This window comes from Chitinophagaceae bacterium (assembly GCA_016713085.1).
Taxonomy (GTDB): domain Bacteria; phylum Bacteroidota; class Bacteroidia; order Chitinophagales; family Chitinophagaceae; genus Lacibacter.
In genome coordinates this window covers 912,277-936,704 of sequence record JADJPV010000001.1, presented here as the reverse complement: position 1 = coordinate 936,704, position 24,428 = coordinate 912,277, and the positions used below count along the sequence as shown (strand labels likewise).

Below are 24,428 nucleotides of genomic sequence, written 5' to 3'. Positions count from 1 at the left end.
TTTGTTAATGGAGGTTATTATAAGATCATTGTTCTTTTCATTTCCCCAACTAAAAAGATTTGCTGATGAGAATGCAACCCGTTTAATTTTTCCGTTGAGCAGATAATTGTACCTGCTGCCGAAAACAGTTTTAGTTTTTCAGTTAACTTTTGCTGCTTATCTGCAAAGCCATCATTATGTGCTTCACCAATATTTGTTAATACGCCAATTGTTGGCTGAATAATCTGTTGCAGCTTGTCCATTTCTCCGGCCTGTGAAATACCTGCTTCAAAAATTCCAAGTGTATGTTCTTCTTTCATATGCCACACACTTAACGGAACGCCTACCTGTGAGTTATAACTTTTTGGACTTCGAACGATATTGAATTGATCGGATAATAATTGATTCAGCCATTCTTTCACAATCGTTTTCCCATTGCTGCCGGTAATGCCAATAATTGGTATGTTGAATTGCTGACGATGATAAGCTGCTAACTGCTGCAGTGCTTTTAGTGTGTCATCAACTAATATGAAATTGGCATCTGTAAAATCTGTTACAACAACTTTTTTCTGCACAACAAAACTTCTGATTCCCTTGCTGTAACATTCTTTAATAAAATCATGCCCGTCTCTTCTTGCTGTTTGCAAAGCAAAGAACAAAGTTGTTTGAGGATGAATAATGCGGCGGCTGTCGATCTGCAAATGCTCAATAGTATCTGTTGTATTGGCTTTTTGCAAATACAGAGCATGGAGAATGTTAACGATACGATCAGTGCTGTACAGCGTCATAATAACAAAGATGCAAACTATTTCGGCATATCAGGCGGTGTGCCTTTTTTCTTATGATAGATAGAATAAAGAATGGATCCTCCGATACAGGTGATAATAACAAGCAGGGAAATAATAACCTGCGAGGTTTTATCAACCACAGTACCAATCAATTCTTCGCCCAGCATTTTTAAACCGATAAACACAAGTACAATCGCAATGCCCTGCTGCAGGAAATCGAATTTGCTGATGGCACCTCTTAACAAAAAGAACAGGGAGCGTAAACCGAGCACTGCAAAAATGTTGGATGTATAAATCACAACAGAAGCATATTCACTTTTACGGTCAACAATACCTAATACAGCCGGAATTGAATCCAGTGCAAAAACGATATCAGTTGTAGCCAGCATTACCACCACAACAAACAGTGCTGTATAAACCGGCTTGCCGTGTTCTTTGATATAATACCTGCCATCACCATCACTCATGGTAATAGGAAGGAATTTCTTCAGAAATTTAAATACTCCGCTTTCTTTTGGGTCAAACTCTTCTTCCTGGTTGGTGGTGAACATTTTAAAACCTGTATAAACAAGGAAAGCGCCGAAGATGTATAATACCCAATGAAAACGATTCACCAGTTCAACTCCAAGCGTTATAAAAATTACACGGAAAACAATAGCCATCAACACACCGATCAACAGTACTCTCGGAATAAAAGGTTCTTTCACTCTGAAGAAGCTGAAGATGAGTACAAACACAAAATATTATCAATGCTGAGACTCCACTCCATTAAATATGCACTTACATATTCAAGCGCTGCCTGCTTGCCATCTTCATACCACATAAAGCCACCGAAACCGAGGGCAAGAATAACCCAGAAGATTGTTTGATATAATGCCTGCCTGGTTGTGAGCTGCGCCGATTTTTTACTGAGTAAACCCAGATCAAATACAACAGCAATGATTAAAACAATTCCAAAAACAAGATAGGTAAGTTGAGTATGGGTCATAATGAAGTTCTTTGTTGGGCTGTTTATTTTGTTTTGCTGTATTTCCGTTTTCTCCATTGCAGGTAGATAATGCCAATGAGAATTATCAGCAGAATGGGTATTGCAATATTGATGATCTGCCACATGAGGCGCTGTTCATTTACTTTTTGCAGATTGAGTAAGCGAAGTGTTACATCTTTATTCCGTAATTCAACAATGCCCGCATTGCCCGTCATAAATTGTACAATATTTTGTAAGAAAGTTTTATTGGCAAAGCTGCGTTCCTGCACCCGGCTGTAACCCATTGGGAAGGGTTCTTTCTGTGTGTAGCTGTTCAGTACAATATCACCATCACCAACAACGATCTGTTGTGTTGGTTCACTGTTTTCTGTTTTGAAAGAACCATAGTTAGCTGTAAAGAACTGCCGCATTTCTGATGAAGCACGGTTGCCATAGAGACTGGTAAACTTTCCACTGAGCAAAATACCTACAGGTAAATTTTTCTTATTATACAGCTGAACGTTTTCAATTGTTTTTAATTCCTGTAAGCTGATAATGGCAGGTGTACTTACCACTTTCGCATTTTCGCTTGATGATAATAAAACAGTTTTCGTGATGCCTTCTGCTTTCACTGTATCAAGTGTATTGGCGAACAGACTTAATACAGGTTCAAGGTTTTTTGTAACCGGATGGTTATTTGTGGCAACCAGTAAGGGATAGTAATTAAAAGGAACATCAGCCAATTGTGGCTGACCACCTGCATCGCCCACAACAAGTTTGCTTAAATCGCATTGCTGATCCTGCAACAGATCCCTGTTGACACGGATGCCATATTTGAATAACAGGTCATCCAGTTCCAATCCACGATCATAAGCTAATGTTTGTGCAGTAAATGCAAGACTGTCTTTTTCTGCATTTAATATATCAAGAAACCAGATCACTTTACCGCCCTGCATAATGTACTGGTCAATTTTCATTTTTGCAGAATCAGAAAAAGCCTTTGCCGGTTTTACAACAAGGATTGCTGCAAATTCTTTTGGTATAATGGGTGATTCATTGGGATCAATGATCTGCAATGTATAATCAACATCCATTGTTTGCACAAGGTCGTAAGTTTCAGGACCCGTAGGTTCGCCATTGCCAGTCAAATAACCAATGAGCGGCTTTTGTTTACGCTGAATTTTTCAATGGCATTTGCAAATTTGAATTCGAGTAATGCTTCTGCATTGCTGATACTTTTTGCTTCATCAGTTGCCAAACGACCGGTTAATGGATCACGGCTGTATTCTGTTTTGCCACTGAGTAAATCAACAGGAATTACTTTATTGCCATAGTGAACAACCGCAGAAGGGTAGATGACACGCTGGGTTTTTGATTCTTCTTTTTCCTGTACTTCCAGCGTATAAGGCATGATGCCCAGCACCTTTAATGAATCTGAAATAATCTGTTGTGTGATCTCTTCATTAAAATTGGGTCTTTTTTGGCGAATACTGTCAATATTTACACCACTGTACTTCAGCTGATTTAATACATTGCTCAGCATATTTGCTTTGGCATCTTCATCAAACAGTTCTTCAACCGTTTTATAATTGATCACTAAGTTATTGCTGCTGTATTCTTTCATTTCAACCAGCAGATCATCGGTACTGTTTTTCAGTTTGCGGAACGAAGAGCGGAAATCGCCTTTCAGAAATACATCAATGGTAATGGTGCTGTCGATATTCCGCAACAGTTTTTTTGTTTGGGGTGAAAGTGAATAGCGTTGTTCAGCAGTAAGATCAAGCCTGAACTTAAATAATCCAGCCAGCATATTTACAGCAATCAATACTGCCAGTAAAACAATCCACCCGTATGTAGTAGTAACTATTTTTTTCATGGATTGATTTACTTTTTGCGGCTGATTCGCTGAACGGTGAGAAAGAGGGTGAAGAAAATTATACTCAGGAAATAAATAACATCCCTGCTGTCGATAACACCTTTTGACAAACTGCTGTAATGAAAATCCATTCCCAGCATTTCAACCATATAATCTGTTCCTGCACCAAACAAAGTGCTTAATGCAGTAAAGCCGCTGTATAACACAAAACAAAAGAAAGCACTCAGCAAAAAAGCAACAACAGGGTTGCTGGTGAAACTGCTGCTGCAAAGTCCGATGGCTGTAAAAGCTGCACTTAAAAACAGCAAACCAATATAGGAACCCATGATGCCGCCGGTATCGAGCAATGTTCCATCGGCCGCCATCGCTTTCATGGTAAACAAATAAGTTAATGTTGGAAGCAGTGCAATTACCACTACAAAAAGGGATGCAATGTATTTGCCCAGTACAATCTGCCAGGCAGTTAAAGGCCGGGTGAATAATGTTTCCATTGTGCCGCTCCGCCATTCATCGGGGAAGAGACGCATGGTTACGGCCGGAATGAGCAGCAGCAATATGAACGGTGAAAGGTTGAAAAAGTTTTCGAGTGTGGCATAACCATAATCGAGGATGTTGAAGTTGGAGAAAACGAACAGGAACAATCCGTTCAGCAAAAGGAACAGGATGATGGTGATATACCCCGTAAGGTTACTGAAAAACTGCCGGAATTCTTTTTTACAAATAGCCCACATAGATGGGCAAAAATAAAGGAATAATGCGGATGGAAACGGATAGACCGGAAAAGAAACAATAAGAGCTGAATCTGCCGCTAAACAGCCCGTTTCAGGAAACCAGGAATGCCCGGTTTGCGGCATACAGAAAGCTATGTTATATTAAAAGAAAAATATATCTTGTAACAACACAATAGCTAATCCCTCCTCTTCGAAACACCTTTTCCATTCATCCTGTTATTGATCGTTTATTTACCTGGGACCCGATTCTAACGAATTGTTCACTTTTTAAATTTAAAAGGATGAGGAAATTTTTTACTCTTTTTTTATTGCTGGTTTCTGGCGGTTTTTTATTTGGGCAAACAACATTGGTGGAATGGAACTTTCCAAATAATCCTGATGATGCGATAGCTGACGTTGCTATTCCTTTAAATGCAGCAAAGACAATTGCAACTGTTGGTGCCAATGCTCTTGCTTTTACACCTGCTGGAGCTACTACCAATTCTGCAGTGGCAGCAAACTGGATTACGGGAATCGGTACAAAATACTGGGAAGTAGAAGTTGCAACAACAGGTTATAACACACTCACTTTTTCCAGCAAACAAAGATCTTCTAACAAAGGTCCAAGAGATTTTGTTGTTGAATATCGAATTGGTGCTGGCGCATGGGTTGCTTTACCCGGAGCAGTAGTATTAACAGCAGACAATTATACTTCGGGTGTATTAACAAATTTTGCTTTACCTGCGGCCTGTAACGATCAGCCATCTGTTTTTATCAGGTGGGTTATGAATTCTGATATTGCTGTTGATGGCACCGCAGTTACAGGAGCTGGAACCTCTAATATTGATGATATCAGGATTAGAGGTTTTTTAATTGCTGGAGCAGCATTACCCGGTAATTATTACAGAACAGTTCAAAGCGGAACCTGGGATGATGCCTCCACCTGGGAAACATCAGTTGATGATATAATCTGGACGCCGACAGCAGTTGTTCCTACAGATGCTGCCAATGCAATCAGGATCAATGCAGCACATATTGTTACAATAAATAACACTGCATCTGCAAACCAGTTAACAATTAATACCGGAGGTTCATTGATTCATAATGCCGGTGTCGCATTTAGTTTATTCGATGTTGCAGGAACTGATATGACCATTTTTGGTTCATATACAATTAATGGAACAATACCATCGGGAACAAGTACAATAAGGGTTGAAACGAACGGGTCTGTTTTTGCACTGACAAATGGAGCACCAAATCAATCGGATGATTTTGCATACAGTCTGAGGGTTACGTTTGCAGATCAGTCATATTTCTACTGGTCAGTGCCTGGTGTTTTTCAGGCTTCTGGTATTGTCTATTTTCCCAATAGCGGGCCTAATGATCACCCAAGGTTTGTGATCAATTCAGGAGTTGGTGGAGTTGGAGGGGGTGTCGGAAATAACACAACGATTAATGGTTATCTGGATGTAAGAGCAAACATCACTTTTCAGAATGGAGGAACGAAGATATTCCGTGATGGTATCTTAACATCTACTCCTGCAATACTTACTCAAACTGCAGATTGTGGTCAGTTTATACTCAATGGTACGTTTCCAAATATTGGAGGAAGCGGCATAGTCAATCTTAATGCAGCTGGACTTTTAATTGCAACAGGTTCACAGGCTTTGCTCGTTGATAATCAAGAGATCAACAATTCAACCTTTACCATTAACGGTGATTTATTCGCCTATGAATACCAACTAACCGGTTCGACAAATATTAATCTTACAGGTGCACTTTACACCCAACATGCAAATGGAATTTCAACTACTGGTACATTAGCAACTTCAGGTACAGTTACTTTGGGTGCATTATCAACCATTGTATACGACAGATTAACTGCCATGCTAACTGACCAGCAATTCACATCCCGTACTGATTACGCAAATGTGCAGATAACAGGACAAAAAAAGTATTGAATGGGGCTGCCACAATGAGTGGCAATCTTACACTGAGTAATGGTCTTGTTGTAACAACTACAGGAAATCTTTTAAACATTACTGCAACAGGAACATCAACGGTAGGAGGCCCCACTTCATTTGTTACCGGCCCTTTACGTAAAATCGGCAATGCAGCTTTTGTATTTCCTGTTGGGAAATTGGTTGGTGCAATCAATCATTACAGAACCATTTCAATTTCTGCACCGGATGATGTTGCTGATGAATTTACGGCAGAATTCTTCCGGGAAAATGCCCGTTTGCTTGGAGGCGGTTTAATTACAGCAGGTGGTTTGCAACGTGTAAGCCAATGCGAATACTGGACGCTGGATCATGTAAATAGTGGGGTGGTTACTTCAGTTAATGTAACCATTGGCTGGACTGTCCAAAGCCCCTGCAATATCAGTTATGTGAACGATCTGCCAACTTTAGTGATTGCTCATTTTAATGGTACCAGTTGGGATACTTATGGTGGAGGTGGTACTGCCGCAGGGGCGGTAAGTCCGGGTGACGGCACAATTACCTGGAATGGGGTAAATGTGTTCAGTCCTTTTGCATTGGGGTCTACAAGTGCAGGTTTGAATCCATTACCACTCGACCTTTCAAGTTTTTCAGCCAGGGCAAAAGTAAGGAAGTGGTCATTGACTGGCATGTGATGAATAATGATGAGCAGGAAGAATATATTCTTGAGCGGAGCAGGGACGGAGTGAATTTTGAACTGTTAAGAAAGGTTCCGGCTAAAGTTATTTTAAACCAGGCGGCTTATACAGAGGTTGACCCTCATCCTTTGAACGGGTGGAACTATTATCGTTTAAGAGCAATTGATAAGCTCGACAGGGAAAAAGCATCCTTTACCGTAAAGGTTTGGTTTGGGTTAAATGAGCTGATCAGGATCAGCCCGAACCCGGCTTCAGAAAAAATTGTCATTAATTTGTCCGAACCAAGCAGCATATCCGAAATTGAACTTGTCAATATATCCGGCCAGGTGTTAAAGAAGATAAATAACATTCAGTTTTACACTGAACTAAACATATCTCACTTGCAAGCGGGATTTTATTATCTGCGTATCCTGGGTAAATACGGGCTTACAATAAAGTCTTTTGTCAAGAACTGACGACCCGAAACCAACTGCTAAAAAAATCCCCTCTACAAGAGGGGGTTTTTGTTTTATGCCTTTTTGTTAGATTGATAATTTAAACCGCAAAACTCTCCCCGCATCCGCAGGTACGGCTGGCATTCGGGTTGTTGAAATGAAAGCCCTTGCCATTTAACCCGTCGCTGAAATCAAGAGTTGTGTTATAGAGGTAGAGAAAACTCTTCATATCGGTTACTACCTTAACACCATTATCTTCAAATACTTGGTCGTTGGGTTTGGATTCATTGTCGAAGTCCAGCTTATAGCTTAAGCCGCTGCAACCGCCACCCACAACACTCACACGGAGAAAATACTCTGCATCAGCGCCTACATTGGCTTGCTGCTTTAAGTGTGACACTTTTTCTTTTGCTTTATCTGTAACGAAAATCATAATCTGTTTTTTTGAATAGTAACAACAAACAGACCATTTGGTTGCTGCCTGACGTCTTGTCTGCAAAATTATACAAATTGGTGGAACTGGGGCTGGCTGGCATTTCAGCCTGAGATACTATTTTCTTCCGCTCTTAGCTGCCGAAGGATCTCAGAGATTTCCTTGATAGCCAGGTCAATTTCCTGCTCTGTGGTCATGATTCCCAAACTGAAGCGGATGGAGTTACGGGCTTCTTCATCAGACAGACCCATTGCATTCAGCACATGACTGGGGTCTGTTGAAGCACTGGTGCAGGCACTGCCGCTGGAGACAGCTATTTTTTTGCTGATGGCCGCCAGCAGGTTTGTTCCATTTATTCCACCAAAACAGAGATTGCCTGTTGAAGGAAGCCGATGGCCGGAATTTCCATTGATCTTTACGCTTCCCAACTGTAGTAGAGAGCTTTCTAATTTATCCCTCAGCAGTTGCAGGTTCTCCTGTCTTTTTTTCATTTCAAGCCCGGCAAGCTTTGCAGCCTTACCAAAGCCGACAATGCCGGGTACATTCAACGTTCCACTCCGCATATTCCGTTCATGTCCGCCGCCATCTATCTGTGATTTAATCGTAACCCTTGGATTTTTCCTTCTTACATACAAAGCACCAATACCTTTTGGTCCGTATATTTTATGCGATGAAAAAGCCATCAGATCAATATCATCCATTACCACATCAACCGTAATTTTTCCAACGGCCTGTGTAGCATCACAGAAAAACAGCAGCTTCTTTTCTTTTGCAATTGCTCCGATCTGTTTCACCGGATGAATAACTCCTGTTTCATTATTGGCATACATCAAGGCAATTAATATCGTTGAAGGGGTGATTGCTTTTTGCAGATCATTTAAATCAATCATCCCTTTTTCATTCACAGGCAGATAAGTAACAGCAACACCTTTTTTCTCTAATGCTGCACAGGTATCAAGCACTGCTTTGTGTTCTGTAACGCAGGTGATGATATGATTTCCTTTTGAAGCATACACTTCTGCAACTCCTTTTACAGCAAGGTTGATGCTTTCGGTAGCGCCAGATGTAAATACGATTTCTTCTTTTACAGATCCAATCAGTTTTGCAATCTGTTCACGGGCAATAGTTACTGCTTCTTCTGCTTCCCATCCAATTGCATGTGAGCGACTGGCAGCATTACCAAATTTTTCAGTAAACCAGGGCAGCATAGTTTCCAGTACACGGTGATCGACCGGCGTGGTGGAATTGTAGTCGAGATAAATGATTTGCTGCTGCTTCATCATGTAAAGTTAAAGCTGATGGGCGTAAATTGCTCTCAAATTAAAACCCATGCAAAAGGTAGAGCATATCGGTATTGCAGTTAAAAGCCTGGATGTTTCCATTTCTTTGTTTGAAAAACTGCTGAACACAAACTGTTATAAAACTGAGCTGGTTGAAAGCGAACAGGTGAATACCGCTTTTTTTAAAAAGGGCGAAACGAAAATTGAATTACTCGAAAGTCTTACTGCCGATGGTGTAATTGCAAAGTTTATTGAAAAGAAAGGAGAGGGGATGCATCATATTGCGTTTGATGTTACAGATATTGAAGCAGAAATGAAACGACTGCAGGCTGAAGGATTTATTTTACTCAACGAAAAACCAAAGCAGGGGGCAGATAATAAACTGGTTTGTTTTCTGCATCCCAAAACTACCAATGGGGTGTTGGTTGAATTGTGCCAGGAGAAGAAATAAGTTATTGCAGCACTTTTTCCATCTGCATACTTCTTGACCCTTTAATTAAAATATGAGCATGTTCAAAACGCTGCTGCAGAAACCATTCCCTTGCTTCTGCTGATGTATTGAAATTGATAAACGGATGTTCAACTTTTTCATAATCGCCGCCAACTAATACAACTGCATGCCATTTATATTGCTGAATCAATTCAATAATTCCTTTGTGCTCTTCAAGACTTGCTTCACCCATTTCAGCCATTCCTCCCAGCATCAGTATTTTTTTCTCAGCATGCATACGGGCAAAGTTTTCAATGGCCAGTTTCATACTGCTGGGATTGGCATTGTAAGCATCCAGGATAATTTTATTTGTTCCGCTTTCAATTAACTGCGACCGGCTGTTGGAAGGCTGATAATTTCCAAGTGCCTGTTTTATTTTTTCAGCAGGCACATGAAAGTATCGTCCAACACTTACTGCAGCAAGCACATTTGGTAAATTATAATCTCCCACCAAATGGGTTTCTATAATGTCTATAACATCATTACTTGTGATTTCCACTTTTAAAAAAGGCTCGCTCTTGATTAAATGCCCAGTTGTTTCTGCATTGGCAGTTCCGTAAGTAATCTGAAAATGAATTCCCTTACTCATCCTGAGCAGGTATTCATAATCTTTATTGATAAAAACAGTACCATTTGTATTTCTGATAAAATCATATAATTCACCTTTTCCTTTCTTAACTCCTTCAATTCCGCCAAAACCTTCGAGGTGTGCTTTGCCGCAGTTACTAATTAAGCCGTGTGTTGGCAAAGTATAAGTACAATAAGATGCAATTTCTTTTTGGTGATTGGCACCCATTTCTACTACAGCAATTTCAGCATCAGCTTTTACTTTCAGTAATGTGAGCGGAATTCCAATATGATTATTCAGGTTGCCTTCTGTGGTATAAGTTTTAAAGTGAGATGAAAGAACAGCATGAATCAATTCCTTTGTGGTTGTTTTTCCATTGCTTCCTGTTATAGCAATAAATGGAATTGTGAATTGCTGCCGGTGATGTTTGGCAAGCTGCTGAAGTGTTTGCAGCACGTCATCCACTTTTATAATCCTCTTATCAGTTGAGTCAATCTCCTCATCAACTACAGCATATACTGCTCCTTTTTCCAATGCTTGTACAGCAAACTGATTACCATTAAAATTTTCACCTTTCAGTGCAAAATAGAGATCACCTGTTTTTAATTTACGGGTATCTGTTTGTACAGATGGGTATTGCAGAAACAGATTGTACAGTTCTTCGATGAGCATGTTTCAAAGATAATTAGTTCGTGTTAACTCAGTATAATGCATGAAATGATTTCTGCGAACTTGAATTACTCCCAATAAAAACCCTCTGCAGGCAGAGGGTTTCTTGAAAAGATTTTATGTATTAACTTCTTTTACGGTTGTTTTGTTTTCTGGTCTGGAACCAGTTACCTGTTTTTCTTCCATTTCCTTCCTGGCTGCCGTAACGTGTCATTGCACAACGAAAACCAATTTGTGAACTGCTCTGTTCTTCTTCCATGAAACGGCGTGTACCGGGACTGAGCCAATAAGCACGGTCGTTCCAGCTGCCACCTTTATAAACTCTGCTCTTATCGCTTACAAGTGTAGTGATACCATATCCATATTGAACCTGGCTTAAAGAATCACCATCTAAGTAATCAATAGCATAACCTTTCTGGTAGTTACGACGGTTTTTTACTTCGTCTTCAGTTTCATTGCGGTATTTAATACGGCCAAGTGAATCTCTTTCAGCTTTGCCTGTACTCATATCCATACGTTGAAAATTATTACCACGGTAAGGGTTAAAGTCATCTCCATCAGTACCTGTAAGAGGTCTGTATACATCAGCAACCCACTCACTCACGTTACCGGCCATATTATATAAGCCGAAACCGTTTGGATAGAATGCTTTGATTGGTCCGGTAATTACAGCACGGTCATTTAAACCACCTGCAACACCCATGTTATCACCTGATCCACGTTTGAAGTTAGCGAGGAACTGTCCCTGCCAGCTGCTGCGGCGTGCATCACGCAATCCATTTACATTTTGTGACCATGGATAAACCTGTTTGTTAGCGATCAACTCTTCACCACGACGCTTTTCGCTTTTACGTGGATTAGGGTTTTGAGCTACATAACCATAGGCTGCATATTCCCATTCTGCTTCTGAAGGCAGGCGGTAATCAGGTAAGATTAAGCCTTCTTCAAAACTGATGCTTGTAGGAACCTGTTTTGTAATAGGATCTTTATATGATTTGATGTTTTTACCGGGGTTGCCTGGTATTCACCTAACAGGTATGCTTTTGTATTAAAGTTATCCTGTCCGCCGCCCTGCATTTGTTTCTGCATTTCAGCTTTTTTGTTGGTGATGCCTTTGTCGTAGAGAATATTTTCATTCACACGGTCAGAACGCCACAAACAATAATCATAAGCCTGTTTCCAGCTTACGCCAACTACAGGATATAAATTATAGGAAGGATGACGGAAATAATATTCAACGTAAGGTTCGTTGTAAGCTAACTCACTGCGCCAGCAAAGTGTATCAGGTAAAGCCTTGTTGGTAATGGCTGTTTCCATAAATACACGGTTCAGCCAGTAGAGATATTCACGGTAATGAACGTTGGCAACTTCGCTTTCGTCCATGTAGAAAGAAGCAACGGTAACACGCTTTGGAATATTATTCCAGTCACGCATTACATCTTCTTCAACAGCACCCATGGTAAACGTACCGCCTTCAACAAAGACGAGACCAGGACCTGTTTTTTGCTCTTTTTCTTTAGAAACACGGAATCCACTACCGCTTGGATCATTGTAGGTCCAGCCAGTATTGGAAGATTTTTCCGGCTTCTTTTTAAAGAGGTTGCAGGAAGTAATAAGTGTGGCCCCGACTAACAGGATACCCAGATTTTTAACGTGGAAAAGGTTTTTCATCTCTTCGTTTTTTAGTTAACGAGTAATGTTCAAAAATATTGTATTGGATTTCACACTCCAAATTTTAATAAGGAGTGGAGACAAACATAGGTTTTTCTTTTTAAAAATTATACAAAATAGTGGTCCTGTATATGAATTTCAGTATTTCTGCTTAGTAATCAGTAGAATTACGAATCTGTGCAGCAACAGCCTGTAAAATGGCATCTTATTTAATCATGAGCTGAAGCAAACAGCAGTTCAATTTGCATTTTTAGATGACTGTTTATTTTCTGATAAATAAGACCCGCAATTGATGAACGAATTGTGGTTCAAAGCCATTTCAGGTATATTTGTTATTCACCCTCTATGCGTTACACTGCACTGCTAATTGGCTGTTTTGTATTTCTCTCCGTTACTGCACAACGCAGCTATCGTACTAATTCTGTGCTGTCAAACGGCAACTGGTATAAATTATCTGTAAAAAATACCGGTGTATACCGGGTGAATGTGACTTTCCTGCAGGCCCTGGGAGTTAATACCACCAACTTATCCAGCACTGCTATCCGTTTGTATGGAAATGGGGGGCAGATGCTGCCGGAAGCAAATTCAATCAGCAGGGCAGATGATTTAACTGAGAACGCCATACTGATGGTGGATGGTGGCGATGGTATTTTCAGCGGCAATGATTATTTCCTGTTTTTTGCTGCCGGACCGCATGCATGGATTAAAGATTCACTGAATAAAACATTTCAGCATCAGAAAAATTTATACAGTAATGAATCTTTTTATTTTTGACAGTTGGCGGAATCGGGCTGAGAGTACAAAACAAAAATAGTGCAGCATCACCTAATCAAGTGGTGACAGCTTTCCGGGACCATTATTTTTATGAACTGGATACCATTAATTTTTTAAAGAGTGGCAAAGAATGGTATGGAGAAGAGTTCAGTAATACACCCGGCAAAACAGTAACACGGAATTTTTCTGTCTCTTTTCCAAACTTAGTAACCGGCACTCCGGTACAGATTGTTTCAAATGTTGCTGCAAGAAGTAACAGTGTAAGCAGTTCGTTTACAGTAAGGGCAAATAATAATGTGGCAGTGCAGCACAATGTTACAAGTGTTGGCACAGGTACTTACGATCCCGTGGCTTTTCCGCATGAAGCAGTTTCAACATTTACTTCAGCACAATCGGCCATTACGATTCAATACACGTACCAGCCCGGCAGTTTAAATTCACAGGGATGGCTCAACTGGTTTAAGTTATTTCCGCAGCGGCTGTTAAGTATGAACGGGATTGATCAGTTGATGTTCCGTGATTGGGAAACGGTAGGCAGTGGAAACAGTACTGAATTTCGTTTGCAATCTGCATCAGCGAATACAATTGTTTGGGAAGTGACTGACCCCTTAAATCCTGTAAATATTTCAGGAACAGTAACAGGTTCAGAATTCAGGTTCGCTAATACTTCTGAACGTTTAAGGGAATATGTTGCTTTTAATAATCAGATTTTTTTACAGCCTCAGGCATTAGGCAAAATCAACAATCAGGATCTGCACAATTCATCTGTAAAAGATTACCTCATTGTAACTCATCCATCTTTACTTTCAGAAGCACAGAGGCTGGGTGCATGGCATCAGCAAAATCAAAATCTCCGCACTCTTGTTGTAACAACCGACCAGGTGTACAATGAATTTTCATCAGGCACAGCTGATCCTGCTGCTACCCGTGATTTTGTAAAAATGTATTATGATAAAGCCGGGAACGATACAACCAAACGTCCCCGTTATCTTTTATTATTTGGTGATGCATCGTATGATTATCAAAACAGGATCAGTGCAAACACCAATCTTGTTCCCTGTTACGAAAGCAATGCGTCACTTGATCCGTTATCAACGTATACATCGGATGATTTTTTTGGATTACTGGATGATGCTGATAACATCAACCAGACTTTTCCTGTAAGTTTAATTGATATTGGCATTGGCCGTATTCCTGCAAAGAATGCACAGGAAGCAAAGTATGTGGTTGATAAAGTGATCCGCTATCACGCCAAAGAAAGTTTTGGTCCGTGGAGAAATGAAGTATCACTGGTGGCAGATGATGAAGACAATAATATTCACCTCGATGATGCAGAACTGCATGCACAGGTGATTCAGCAAAACAAAACTTTTAATCTCTCAAAAATTTATCTCGATGCATACCGTCAGCAAAGCGGAAGTGGAGGCAGCCGTTACCCAGATGCAAACCAGGCCGTCAACAATAAACTATTTTCCGGCACATTGATCTGGAATTACAGCGGTCATGGTGGTTTCAGAAGATTAGCTGAGGAAGTAGTTCTCGACCAGGATATGGTGAACAGTTGGAACAATCCTGACCGACTTCCATTGTTTATTACTGCTACCTGCGATTTTGCTCCTTATGATAATCCTGCTGTGAATTCGATTGGCGAAAATATTTTAGTTAGGGAAAAAACAGGTGCCATCGCTTTAATGACAACCACCCGTGTGGTGTTTGCTTTCAGTAACCGCATCATCAATAATAATTATTTCCAGATGGCACTGGCAACTGATGCAAATGGAATTTTTCCAACGCTGGGTGAAGCCATGAAAAAAGCAAAGAATTATACCTATCTGAATTTTGGTGATGTGATCAACAACAGAAAATTCACGTTGCTCGGAGATCCTGCTGTGCGTCTTGGATTTCCAAACCTGAAAGTAAAAACAACATCCATCAATAATCAATCACCATCTGCTGATACGTTAAAAGCATTGGACCGATATACCATCAAAGGCGAAGTAACAGATGCTTCCGGTAATCGCCTGACCGGGTTTAACGGAAATGTATATCCTGTAATTTTTGATAAGGTTCAACAGGTAAAAACCTTTGGGAATGATGCCACAAGTAATGTTGTAATCTTCAATAATCAGACGAATATTATTTTTAAAGGGAAGGCAAAAGTTACCAACGGACAATTCAGTTACACGTTTGTTGTTCCAAAAGATATCAACTACCAGTTTGGAAACGGGAAGATTAATTACTATGCAGAAGATGGTACGAAGGATGGAAACGGGGCTGAAACATCCATTGTTGTAGGTGGTGCAGGAACAAATCCAATCAGTGATCAAACTGGTCCAACCATCAAAGGCTGGCTCAACGATAAAAAATTCGTTAATGGTGGTATTGCCAATCAAACACCTGTATTGCTGCTGAACTTAGTTGATTCAAGCGGTATTAATACAGTGGGTACAGGTATTGGTCATGACCTGATTGCAACGCTGGATAATGATAACAGCCGCTTTTTTATACTCAATGATTATTACGAAGCAGATGCAGACAGTTACCAGGCAGGTTCGGTTCGGTTTCAACTGCCTGATTTAACAGAAGGCCTGCATACACTTACTATCAAAGCATGGGATGTTCAAAATAACAGCAGTGAATACAGGCTTGAATTTAAAGTGGTGAAAGATGAGGAATTTAAAATTGAAAGGGTGTACAATTACCCCAACCCTTTTACCAGCAAAACAACCTTCATGTTTGAGCATAACCGACCGGGTGATAACCTGCACGTAATGATCCGCATTTTCTCCGTTTCCGGGAAGCTTGTAAAATCTATCATCCGTACAATAAATACAGAAGGAAACCGTTCTTTTGACATTGAATGGGACGGAAGAGATGACTACGGACAGAAAATTGGCCGTGGGGTCTATATTTACCAGTTAGAAGTAAAAGACTCAAACGGTAAAAAGCAATCGGCCCTTCAAAAATTAGTTCTTCTGTAAAACCAAAAACGTTCAATTTTGACCGGCATTGGCCAAATACAATTATTTTTATGGCTCAAATTTCAATTCTGATGAGAAAAGCTTCAATCCAAATCCTGTGCACAATTTTTCTTTTTGCTTCTATTAAAACATTTGCTCAAGACCGAATTAATGTAGTAACCACCGCTGTTCCCATGTTACGTATTTCGCCCGATGCAAGAGCAGGAGGTATGGGCGATCTGGGTATTGCCACATCACCCGATGCAAATTCATCGTTCTGGAATCAGGCAAAAATTCCCTTTGCCACCCAACGTTCATCCATTGCATTGACATACACACCGTGGTTAAAAGATCTTGGGTTAAACGATGTGTTTATTGGCACACTCGCCGGTTATCATCAGATTGATGAAAACTCGTCTATCTCTTCTTCCTTGCGTTATTTCAACCTTGGAAGTATTCAGTTTACCGATTTCGCAGGTAACGATCTGCAAAAATTTAATCCCCGTGAGTTTTCTATTGATGCAGGTTACAGCCGCCGCTTAAGCGATAAAATAGGAGTAGGCGTTGCACTCCGCTATATCTATTCCAACCTTGCCAATGGCAATACCAACGGAGTTACTTACAAACCCGGAACAGCTGTTGCAGGCGATGTATCGTTTTATTATAACGGACTTAATGAAGAAGGATCAGGCTTTACCGCAGGTGCCGTAATGAGCAACCTCGGAACAAAAATTTCTTATACCAACGATGCAAGAGGTAAAGATTATATTCCTGCCAACCTCGGTATTGGCGGCGTTTATCATAAAGCCATTGATGAAACCAATAAGATCAGTTTTGGAATCGATATAAATAAATTACTGGTACCCACACCACCATCCGATACGGCAGCAGGCGCACTGGATGCTTATCGTAACAAAAGTGTAGTTGGCAGCTGGTTCTCTTCTTTTGGTGATGCACCCGGAGGATTTAGTGAAGAGCTGAAAGAGTTTCAGATTTCAACTGGCATAGAATATGGTTACAACGAATTGTTTTTTGCACGAGCCGGATATTTTTATGAAGCCAAAACAAAAGGCAACCGTCGTTTCTTCAGTGTGGGAGCAGGCGTAAAGTATAACCGTTTAGGATTTAACTTCTCATACCTGGTACCAACCGGTCAGGGAATTAACCGCAACCCGTTAAGCAATACCACCCGTTTCAGTCTCATTTTTGATTTGGGCGGAGATGCTGGTGAAACAACAACTCCTGAGAATTAGTATTAACGATAAAAGATTTTGTCAAAAGCGGAGGTAGTTTACCTTCGCTTTTTTTATTATACTATGGCATTCAGAATCGGAACAGGTGTTGATTATCATCAACTGGCAGAAGGAAGAAAATTGTTTATTGGCGGTGTGGAAATTCCGCATCATAAAGGAGCTGTTGGTCATAGTGATGCTGATGTGTTACTGCATGCCATCTGTGATGCAATGCTCGGCGCTTTGGCGTTGGGTGATATCGGCACTCATTTTCCTGATACTTCTGCTGAATTTAAAAATATCGACAGTAAGATTTTACTGCAGCGTTCGTTTGATCAAATCAAACAGAAAGGCTATCATGTAGTAAACGTTGACAGTACACTTTGTTTGCAGGCTCCGAAAATTAAGCCTTTCATCAGCCAGATGCAGGAAACCATTGCTGCCATTCTTGAACTGGATACAGATGCTGTTTCCGTGAAGGCGACTACAACAGAGCAGATGGGTTTTGTAGGAAGAGAAGAAGGGCTGGTTGCTTATGCCACTGTATTACTCGAAAAATAATTTATTATATGACGGTTCGTGTTATCAATCACTCAAATAATCCATTGCCAACTTATGCAACCGAAGGCTCAAGCGGAATGGATATCAGGGCGTATATAAAAGAAGCTGTTGAATTAAAACCTTTACAGCGTGCATTAATCCCAACAGGGTTATCAATAGAATTGCCACAGGGTTTTGAAGCACAGATACGTCCAAGAAGCGGGCTGGCTGTTAAGCAGGGTATTACCTGTTTAAATACGCCCGGAACAATTGATGCTGATTACCGTGGAGAAATTAAGATTATCTTAATTAACCTGAGTAACGAAACACAAATTATACAAAGCGGTGAACGTATTGCACAGATGGTGATACAGAAAGTTGAAAAAATTAACTGGGAACTTTCAGTTGAAATAGAAGATACAAACAGAAGTGCAGGCGGTTTTGGCAGCACAGGAAAAAATTAATTGATCATGAAGAGAATTTATGTTTTAGCTGTTACAATTGTTTTGCTGCTTGCATTTTCTGCCTGCCGCTCAACTAAAAAAATTCAGCAGGCAATTGTTAAGAAAGATACTGTAGTAACAGTTTTAACAGTTGTGCAGCCAACACATGAAGATACCATGCGTATGGTAAATGATTTATTGCTGAAAGTGCAGAAGAACAGAATTGAGTTCAATACATTCTCAGCTAAAATAAGAGTTGATTATACAAACAGTAAAGGAAAGCAGCCCGATTTTATTGCGAATATCCGGATGCTGAAAGATAGCCTCATCTGGATTTCACTGAGTAACGATATTGGTATTGAAGGCATACGGGTACTCATTACCAAAGACAGTATAAAGATCATGGATAAGCTGGCGAACACTTACCAGGTGAGGCCGTTGGAACATATCCAGGAAGTGAGCCAGATCCCATTTGCTTTTTCTGATTTACAGAATTTGCTGCTGGGCAATCCTTTGTTTTTCAATAAAGACAGTATTATATCATACAGCCAGGCGGCCAATGGTTATGCATTGCTCAGTATTGATCCGCAGTTTAAAAACCGTCTTTCTATTGGCAATGGATTTTTAGTTGAAAAAAGCAAACTTGATGATAATGACCCGGTGATGAACCGCACCTGTGATCTGATCTATAACGACTACGAAAATAAAGCAGGCGTCATGTTCTCTGCCTACAGGGAAATATCTATTATACAGCAGAATAAGCTGGAAGTACAGCTTAAATTCAAGGATTATAAGTTTAATGAACAGTTAAGCTTCCCCTTTACAATTCCTAAAAAATTTAAAAGAATCTAAACCGGCATACGTTTTCAAATAACACGGCGTTTAACTCTTTAAACCCGAACCCTTATTTTTGTAATCATTCAAAATCATGCCTATGTTGAAAATCTGTTTGCTTACTGTTTTTACTCTCCTGCAGGTACTTGTATTTGCACAGGATAAAACTGAGCTTGAAAAAAAGAGAAAACAGACACTCCAGGAAATTGAAGTGCTCAATAACCAGTACAACGAGATTAAGAAAAACAAGAAGCAAAGTATCGGCCAGCTTACACTGATTCAGAATAAGATCCGTTTACGTAACGAAGTCATTTACACGATTAATAAACAGGTGCGTTCCATTGAAGGTGATATTAACACCTCTTACCGTGAAATGAAACGTTTGCAGAAAGATCTGGATACACTGAAGATGAACTATGCACACAATGTGGTGTATGCATACAAGAACAGAAGCAGTTATGATTTTTTAAACTTCCTGTTCTCTGCTACCAACTTTAATGATGCCATCCGCCGTATTGCTTATATGAAAGCATACCGCAGTTACCGTGCACAGCAGCTCGATGCAATCAATCATACAGAGATACTGTATAAAGAAAAAATTATTCAGCTCACCAATAACAAGAAAGAAAAAACACTCACCATACAGAGCCAGGCGAAAGAAATGGGTGAACTGGTAAAGGATAAACAGGAACAGGATGCAGTGGTAAAGAATTTGAAGAACAGAGAAAAAGAAATTAATACTACCATAGCAGCAAAGAGGAAACAGGCACAATCATTACAGGCTTCTATTTCATCCATTATCAGCAGAGAAATTGCAGCAGCAAGAAAAGAGGCAGAAGCAAAAGTAAAAGCTGATGCTTAGAAAAGGAAAAATAGATGCAGAAGCTGCCAAAGCAAAGGTTGCTAAAAACAATGCGCAATAACCCGGCAACAACTGGTATTTCACCGGCAACCGCCAAGGTTAAAGCGAACCGGTAGTAAAAAAGAGCCTGTGAAAGAACCGGAAAGCTATCTTGAGTATAACAAAGAAGATCTTGCATTAGGAAATAATTTTGAAAGTAATAAAGGCAAGCTTCCTTTTCCTGTGGATAATGGATATGTATCCATTGCTTACGGTCCTTATACAATACCCGGTACAAATATCAAAGGCAACCAGGATTTCATTACAATCGCTTCTCCTTCAGGCACGAATGTAAAAGTATGTTTTGATGGTGAAGTGGTAAGTGTGTTTGATGTGGGAGGCATGAGTGCAGTAACTGTAAGACATGGTAAATATTTTACAACCTACAGTAATCTTTCATCTGTAAGTGTAAGCAAAGGGCAAAGCATTAAAACCGGGCAAAGCGTCGGCAGAGTAGGGACGAATCTCGACGGCGAGGGGCAGGTTGATTTTATTATGACCAAAGAAAAATCAGTTCATGAACCCTGCTTTATGGTTACGCCGCCGTTAAACAACAACAGAAACAAAGCGCTCGTATAATTTTTCATACAAAGGAACAATGTGGTGAATATCAAATTTCGCTGCATGTTCCCTCGCATTTTGTTTAAATGTTTTGAGCAGTTCTTCATTCCCCAGCAAATCAATTCCCAGGCGGCTCATTTCTTTTACATCGCCTACATTGGCCATAAAGCCGGTTTGTCCGTGAATATTTATTTCAGGTAATCCACCTGCGTTGGTTGATAATACAGGAACACCTGCTGCCATTGCTTCCAATGCAGAAAGACCAAAGCTTTCATATTCTGATGTTAGAATGAACAGATCAGAAATAGCAAGGATCTCTTCCATTTCCTGCTGCTTGCCGAGAAAACGCACATCATCACAGATTTTCAGTTCACGGCATAAGTCTTCGGCATCAGGTCTGTCGGGTCCATCACCCACCATCAGTAATTTCGATGGAATCTCTTTATGAATATTGGCAAATGTGTGAATGATATCGCTTACTCTTTTCACTTTACGGAAGTTAGATGCATGGGTGATAATTTTTTCTTCATTCGGCGCCAGCACTTTCTTAAATGCATCCAAAGGTTTTTTATCAAACCGCTTTACATCAACAAAGTTATAAATGACTTCAATTTCTTTTTCAATATGAAATGAATGATAGGTTTCGTCACGCAGATTTTTTGATACGGCTGTAATGGCATCACTTTCATTAATAGAAAACGTAACCACCGGTTCAAAGGTTTTATCTTTTCCAACCAGTGTAATATCTGTTCCGTGCAGTGTAAGAATAACCGGAATATCTTTCCCTTTCTTCTTCAGAATCTGTTTGGCCATATAGGCTGCTGATGCATGCGGAATAGCATAATGCACATGCAGCAGATCAAGATCATTATTCAAAACAACATCCACCATGGTGCTGGCCAGTGTTGTTTCGTAAGGCGGATAATCAAATAATGGATAATGCGGAACTCTTACTTCGTGGTAAAAGATATTGGTAAAGAATCCGCTCAATCTTACCGGTTGCTGGTACGTAATAAAATGAACCATGTGACCTTTTTCTGCCAATGCTTTCCCCAGCTCTGTTGCCAACACACCGCTACCGCCAAATGTGGGATAGCAAACGATACCTATTTTCATGAGTAATTTTTAATTTTTATGGCTTGATGTTTTTCGCCGGGCAGGAGCCGGGCTTATTTCATTCAGCTTTATTAAGACAGCGAAGTTAGCACTTTCGCCGAACTGGGCTTTTTCATCTGTTGCCGCCTGTAAATTTTCCTGTTTGTGGACAGATATCATTTTGCCGGACAGGATAGTTGTTTTATTTTCAATTTTCTCAGTTTCATCCGAAAATAATCACCATGCGTTCAGTTTACCTTCTCTTTCTGCTTTGTTTTTCGGCAACTTCCGCAACAGTTGCCCAGAAAAATGATTCCATTATATTTAAAAAAATTGCTGATGATATTTTTACCAACAGCAAGGCTTATGATAACCTGCGTTTCTTATGCAAACAGGTTGGCCCCCGTCTCAGCGGTTCGCCGCAGGCAGGGAAATCGGTAACAGAAACCTTCCGCATGATGAAGGAATTAGGTGCTGATACGGTTTACCTGCAGGAATGTATGGTGCCGCATTGGGTACGTGGAGCAAAAGAAAGTGCATTCCTGGTTGATGAAAAAGGAAACACCTTCTCATTAAATGTATGTGCATTGGGTAACAGTGTGGGCACAGGAAAGAAAGGGATTAAAGCCGATGTGGTTGAAGTAAAGTCGTTTAAGGAAGTGGAAGATTTGGGTGAAAATGGCATCAAAGGAAAAATTGTGTTTTATAATTTTCCCATGAACCCCACCAATGTTGAAACATTCCGTTCTTATGGTGAAGCAGGACAGTTTCGTGGCCGTGGCCCTTCCATGGCGGCGAAGTATGGAGCCATTGGTGTAATGGTTCGTTCACTGGCAAGTAATATTGATGATTTTCCGCATACAGGTGCAACAACCTATAACGATTCGTTTCCAAAAATTCCTGCCATTGCAGTATCAACAAGACATGCTGAATATGTGAGTCGTGAACTGAAAACAAGTAAAGGGCTGCAGTTATTCTTCCGTACAGAATGTGAAATGCTGCCTGATGTAAAAAGTCATAATGTAATTGGAGAAATCAGAGGAACTGAATTTCCCAACGAAATCATTACGGTTGGTGGTCATCTTGACTCATGGGATTTAGCCGAAGGTGCACATGATGATGGTGCAGGTTGTGTACAGAGCATGGAAATTATCCGTGTGTACAAACGGCTCGGCATTAAACCAAAGCGAACCATCCGTGTGGTAATGTTTATGAATGAAGAAAATGGTTTGCGTGGCGGACGTAAATATGGAGAAGTGGCCGCAGCAGAAAAAACAATGAAACATATTTTCGCACTGGAAAGTGATGCAGGTGGATTTACACCAAGAGCTTTTGGCTTTACAGCAACTGCTCCTGTACTGGAACGTTTACGCAATTGGATGCCTTTATTTAAACCATATGGTGTGTATGAATTCAGTGAGGGTGGCGGCGGTGCTGATATCGGTCCGCTTCGTCCATTAGGCACCGTACTTGCCTGTCTTCGTCCTGATTCACAGCGTTACTTCGATCATCATCATGCAGGAAACGATACATTTGAAATGGTGAGCAAACGTGAACTGGAGCTGGGTGCAATTAATATGGTGCTGCTGCTGTATATCGTTGATCAGTATGGGTTGTAATGAGTAATTGATTTTTACTTTACCACTTACCGACGGGTTTCTGTCATTAACCGATAACCGGCTGCTGCAAACCTCTCAGCACTTGCCTTGCTTTACTCTGCACTATAGATTTGTGTTATAAATTATTTTTATGGCACGAGATCGTAACGAAAGAAGGCTCAGAAGATTTAACGAAAGACCGTTAATCGGACTCCTCATTATTGGAGCAGGTGTACTGATTCTTCTCCGCAATTTAGATTTTCCTTTCCCTGATTTTTTTATTTACCTGGCCCATGATCGTAATTCTTGTGGGATTTGTAATGGCTGTACGTGAAGGATTTAAACCGGGAGGATGGGTGCCGGTAATAGCAGTGGGTGGATTTTTTCTTGCAATGAAAATGTTTCCAGAGTTTCATTTGAGTACTTTCTTCTGGCCGGCTATTTTAATTGCAGTAGGATTGAGTTTTGTACTTGGGTTAGGAAAAATTTCCCGCAGGAACAGGGTTTCAACTGACAGTAATTTTATAAAAGAAGATACTTCATTTGTAACCGGCGCATCAGTTGATGACTCAAACGGAGAAGATGTGATTGATGCAGCAGCAGTATTTGGTGCAGTGAAAAAAAATATCTACGCCAAAAATTTTAAAGGTGGTGAAGTGGTAACTGTTTTTGGCGGCTCAGAAATTAACCTGATGCAGGCTGATTTTACAGGTACAATAAAAATTGAAGTGGTATGTATTTTTGGCGGTGCTACATTAATCATTCCACCGCATTGGCAAATACGTTCAGAAGCTGTTGCCATATTTGGCGGCATTGAAGACAAGCGTGCCCATCCTGCAGGTATCAGCACAGATAAAATAGTTATACTGGAAGGGTTTGTAATGATGGGTGGAATTGATATTAAATCAAAATAGCAGTGATACGTTACCCTAAATGAAATATCCATAAATAGAAACACATGAGCTGACCAATTTCATTCGGCTTAAA

Annotated in this window: 22 protein-coding genes and 2 pseudogenes; 14 read left to right on the top strand and 10 right to left on the bottom strand. The window is 40.3% G+C overall.

What is annotated here, in order from left to right:
* Positions 1-17 precede the first annotated feature (17 nt).
* The 5 genes and pseudogenes from IPK31_04525 to gldF form a co-directional block, all read right to left on the bottom strand.
* Positions 18-767, bottom strand: a complete 750-nt coding sequence (locus tag IPK31_04525; protein MBK8087260.1) for a hypothetical protein — start codon at positions 765-767, stop codon at positions 18-20.
* 17 nt (positions 768-784) lie between these two features.
* Positions 785-1,755, bottom strand: a pseudogene (locus IPK31_04520) (TerC/Alx family metal homeostasis membrane protein).
* Positions 1,756-1,778: 23 nt separating this feature from the next.
* Entirely contained in the window at positions 1,779-2,882 is a 1,104-nt protein-coding gene (locus IPK31_04515; protein MBK8087259.1) for a Gldg family protein, read from the bottom strand.
* Positions 2,879-3,610 (bottom strand): Gldg family protein, encoded by a 732-nt coding sequence (locus IPK31_04510; GenBank protein MBK8087258.1) that lies wholly within the window; start codon positions 3,608-3,610, stop codon positions 2,879-2,881. Before IPK31_04510 ends, IPK31_04515 begins: the two co-directional genes overlap by 4 nt.
* An 8-nt stretch (positions 3,611-3,618) precedes the next feature.
* Positions 3,619-4,341, bottom strand: a complete 723-nt coding sequence (gldF, locus tag IPK31_04505) for a gliding motility-associated ABC transporter permease subunit GldF (protein ID MBK8087257.1) — start codon at positions 4,339-4,341, stop codon at positions 3,619-3,621.
* Positions 4,342-4,622: 281 nt separating this feature from the next.
* Between gldF and IPK31_04500 the strand changes: the two genes are divergently transcribed.
* From IPK31_04500 to IPK31_04490, 3 genes are read left to right on the top strand one after another with little or no spacing between them, the layout of a single operon-like run.
* On the top strand, positions 4,623-6,281 hold the full coding sequence (locus IPK31_04500) for a hypothetical protein (protein MBK8087256.1): 1,659 nt from the start codon (positions 4,623-4,625) through the stop codon (positions 6,279-6,281).
* 14 nt (positions 6,282-6,295) lie between these two features.
* On the top strand, positions 6,296-6,955 hold the full coding sequence (locus IPK31_04495) for a hypothetical protein (GenBank protein MBK8087255.1): 660 nt from the start codon (positions 6,296-6,298) through the stop codon (positions 6,953-6,955).
* The gene (locus IPK31_04490; GenBank protein ID MBK8087254.1) at positions 6,934-7,413 is read left to right on the top strand and encodes a T9SS type A sorting domain-containing protein; all 480 of its coding nucleotides are present in this window, start codon (positions 6,934-6,936) and stop codon (positions 7,411-7,413) included. Before IPK31_04495 ends, IPK31_04490 begins: the two co-directional genes overlap by 22 nt.
* Before the next feature lie 79 nt (positions 7,414-7,492).
* Here the strand turns inward: IPK31_04490 and IPK31_04485 are convergent, their stop codons facing one another.
* Together IPK31_04485 and IPK31_04480 are read right to left on the bottom strand one after the other, a co-directional pair.
* The gene (locus IPK31_04485) at positions 7,493-7,825 is read right to left on the bottom strand and encodes an iron-sulfur cluster assembly accessory protein (protein ID MBK8087253.1); all 333 of its coding nucleotides are present in this window, start codon (positions 7,823-7,825) and stop codon (positions 7,493-7,495) included.
* Positions 7,826-7,929: 104 nt separating this feature from the next.
* Positions 7,930-9,108, bottom strand: coding sequence for an IscS subfamily cysteine desulfurase (locus tag IPK31_04480; GenBank protein MBK8087252.1), 1,179 nt, complete (start codon positions 9,106-9,108; stop codon positions 7,930-7,932).
* Positions 9,109-9,154: 46 nt separating this feature from the next.
* Between IPK31_04480 and mce the strand changes: the two genes are divergently transcribed.
* Complete coding sequence (gene mce / locus IPK31_04475; GenBank protein ID MBK8087251.1) at positions 9,155-9,556, top strand: methylmalonyl-CoA epimerase; 402 nt, start codon at positions 9,155-9,157, stop codon at positions 9,554-9,556.
* Position 9,557: 1 nt separating this feature from the next.
* Here the strand turns inward: mce and IPK31_04470 are convergent, their stop codons facing one another.
* The gene (locus IPK31_04470; protein MBK8087250.1) at positions 9,558-10,835 is read right to left on the bottom strand and encodes a UDP-N-acetylmuramoyl-tripeptide--D-alanyl-D-alanine ligase; all 1,278 of its coding nucleotides are present in this window, start codon (positions 10,833-10,835) and stop codon (positions 9,558-9,560) included.
* 121 nt (positions 10,836-10,956) lie between these two features.
* Positions 10,957-12,503: pseudogene (locus IPK31_04465) on the bottom strand (SUMF1/EgtB/PvdO family nonheme iron enzyme).
* A gap of 345 nt (positions 12,504-12,848) precedes the next feature.
* On the opposite strand from IPK31_04465, the gene IPK31_04460 reads away from it, so the two are divergent.
* The 8 genes from IPK31_04460 (at position 12,849) to IPK31_04425 (ending at position 20,766) form a co-directional block, all read left to right on the top strand.
* Positions 12,849-13,277: a hypothetical protein gene (locus IPK31_04460; GenBank protein MBK8087249.1), complete on the top strand. Its 429-nt coding sequence runs from the start codon at positions 12,849-12,851 to the stop codon at positions 13,275-13,277.
* Positions 13,274-16,258, top strand: a complete 2,985-nt coding sequence (gene porU / locus IPK31_04455; GenBank protein MBK8087248.1) for a type IX secretion system sortase PorU — start codon at positions 13,274-13,276, stop codon at positions 16,256-16,258. The genes IPK31_04460 and porU overlap by 4 nt, the downstream gene beginning before the upstream one ends.
* A gap of 50 nt (positions 16,259-16,308) precedes the next feature.
* Positions 16,309-17,490 (top strand): type IX secretion system outer membrane channel protein PorV, encoded by a 1,182-nt coding sequence (porV, locus tag IPK31_04450; GenBank protein MBK8087247.1) that lies wholly within the window; start codon positions 16,309-16,311, stop codon positions 17,488-17,490.
* A 63-nt stretch (positions 17,491-17,553) separates the two neighbouring features.
* A complete protein-coding gene (locus tag IPK31_04445; protein MBK8087246.1) occupies positions 17,554-18,030 on the top strand; it encodes a 2-C-methyl-D-erythritol 2,4-cyclodiphosphate synthase in 477 nt (158 codons plus the stop codon).
* Between the two features lie 8 nt (positions 18,031-18,038).
* The gene (gene dut / locus IPK31_04440) at positions 18,039-18,473 is read left to right on the top strand and encodes a dUTP diphosphatase (GenBank protein ID MBK8087245.1); all 435 of its coding nucleotides are present in this window, start codon (positions 18,039-18,041) and stop codon (positions 18,471-18,473) included.
* Positions 18,474-18,479: 6 nt separating this feature from the next.
* Positions 18,480-19,304: a DUF4292 domain-containing protein gene (locus IPK31_04435; GenBank protein MBK8087244.1), complete on the top strand. Its 825-nt coding sequence runs from the start codon at positions 18,480-18,482 to the stop codon at positions 19,302-19,304.
* A gap of 82 nt (positions 19,305-19,386) precedes the next feature.
* Positions 19,387-20,148 carry a hypothetical protein gene (locus IPK31_04430; GenBank protein MBK8087243.1) on the top strand — a complete coding sequence of 254 codons (762 nt, stop codon included), beginning with the start codon at positions 19,387-19,389 and terminating at the stop codon, positions 20,146-20,148.
* Between the two features lie 129 nt (positions 20,149-20,277).
* The gene (locus IPK31_04425) at positions 20,278-20,766 is read left to right on the top strand and encodes a M23 family metallopeptidase (GenBank protein ID MBK8087242.1); all 489 of its coding nucleotides are present in this window, start codon (positions 20,278-20,280) and stop codon (positions 20,764-20,766) included.
* Here IPK31_04425 and bshA read toward each other — a convergent pair.
* The gene (gene bshA, locus IPK31_04420; protein ID MBK8087241.1) at positions 20,734-21,864 is read right to left on the bottom strand and encodes an N-acetyl-alpha-D-glucosaminyl L-malate synthase BshA; all 1,131 of its coding nucleotides are present in this window, start codon (positions 21,862-21,864) and stop codon (positions 20,734-20,736) included. The two genes, IPK31_04425 and bshA, sit on opposite strands and share 33 nt — an antisense overlap.
* 221 nt (positions 21,865-22,085) lie before the next feature.
* Between bshA and IPK31_04415 the strand changes: the two genes are divergently transcribed.
* Both IPK31_04415 and IPK31_04410 read left to right on the top strand, forming a co-directional pair.
* The gene (locus IPK31_04415) at positions 22,086-23,462 is read left to right on the top strand and encodes a M20/M25/M40 family metallo-hydrolase (GenBank protein MBK8087240.1); all 1,377 of its coding nucleotides are present in this window, start codon (positions 22,086-22,088) and stop codon (positions 23,460-23,462) included.
* Positions 23,463-23,734: 272 nt separating this feature from the next.
* Complete coding sequence (locus IPK31_04410) at positions 23,735-24,355, top strand: hypothetical protein (GenBank protein ID MBK8087239.1); 621 nt, start codon at positions 23,735-23,737, stop codon at positions 24,353-24,355.
* The last annotated feature ends 73 nt before the right edge of the window (positions 24,356-24,428 follow it).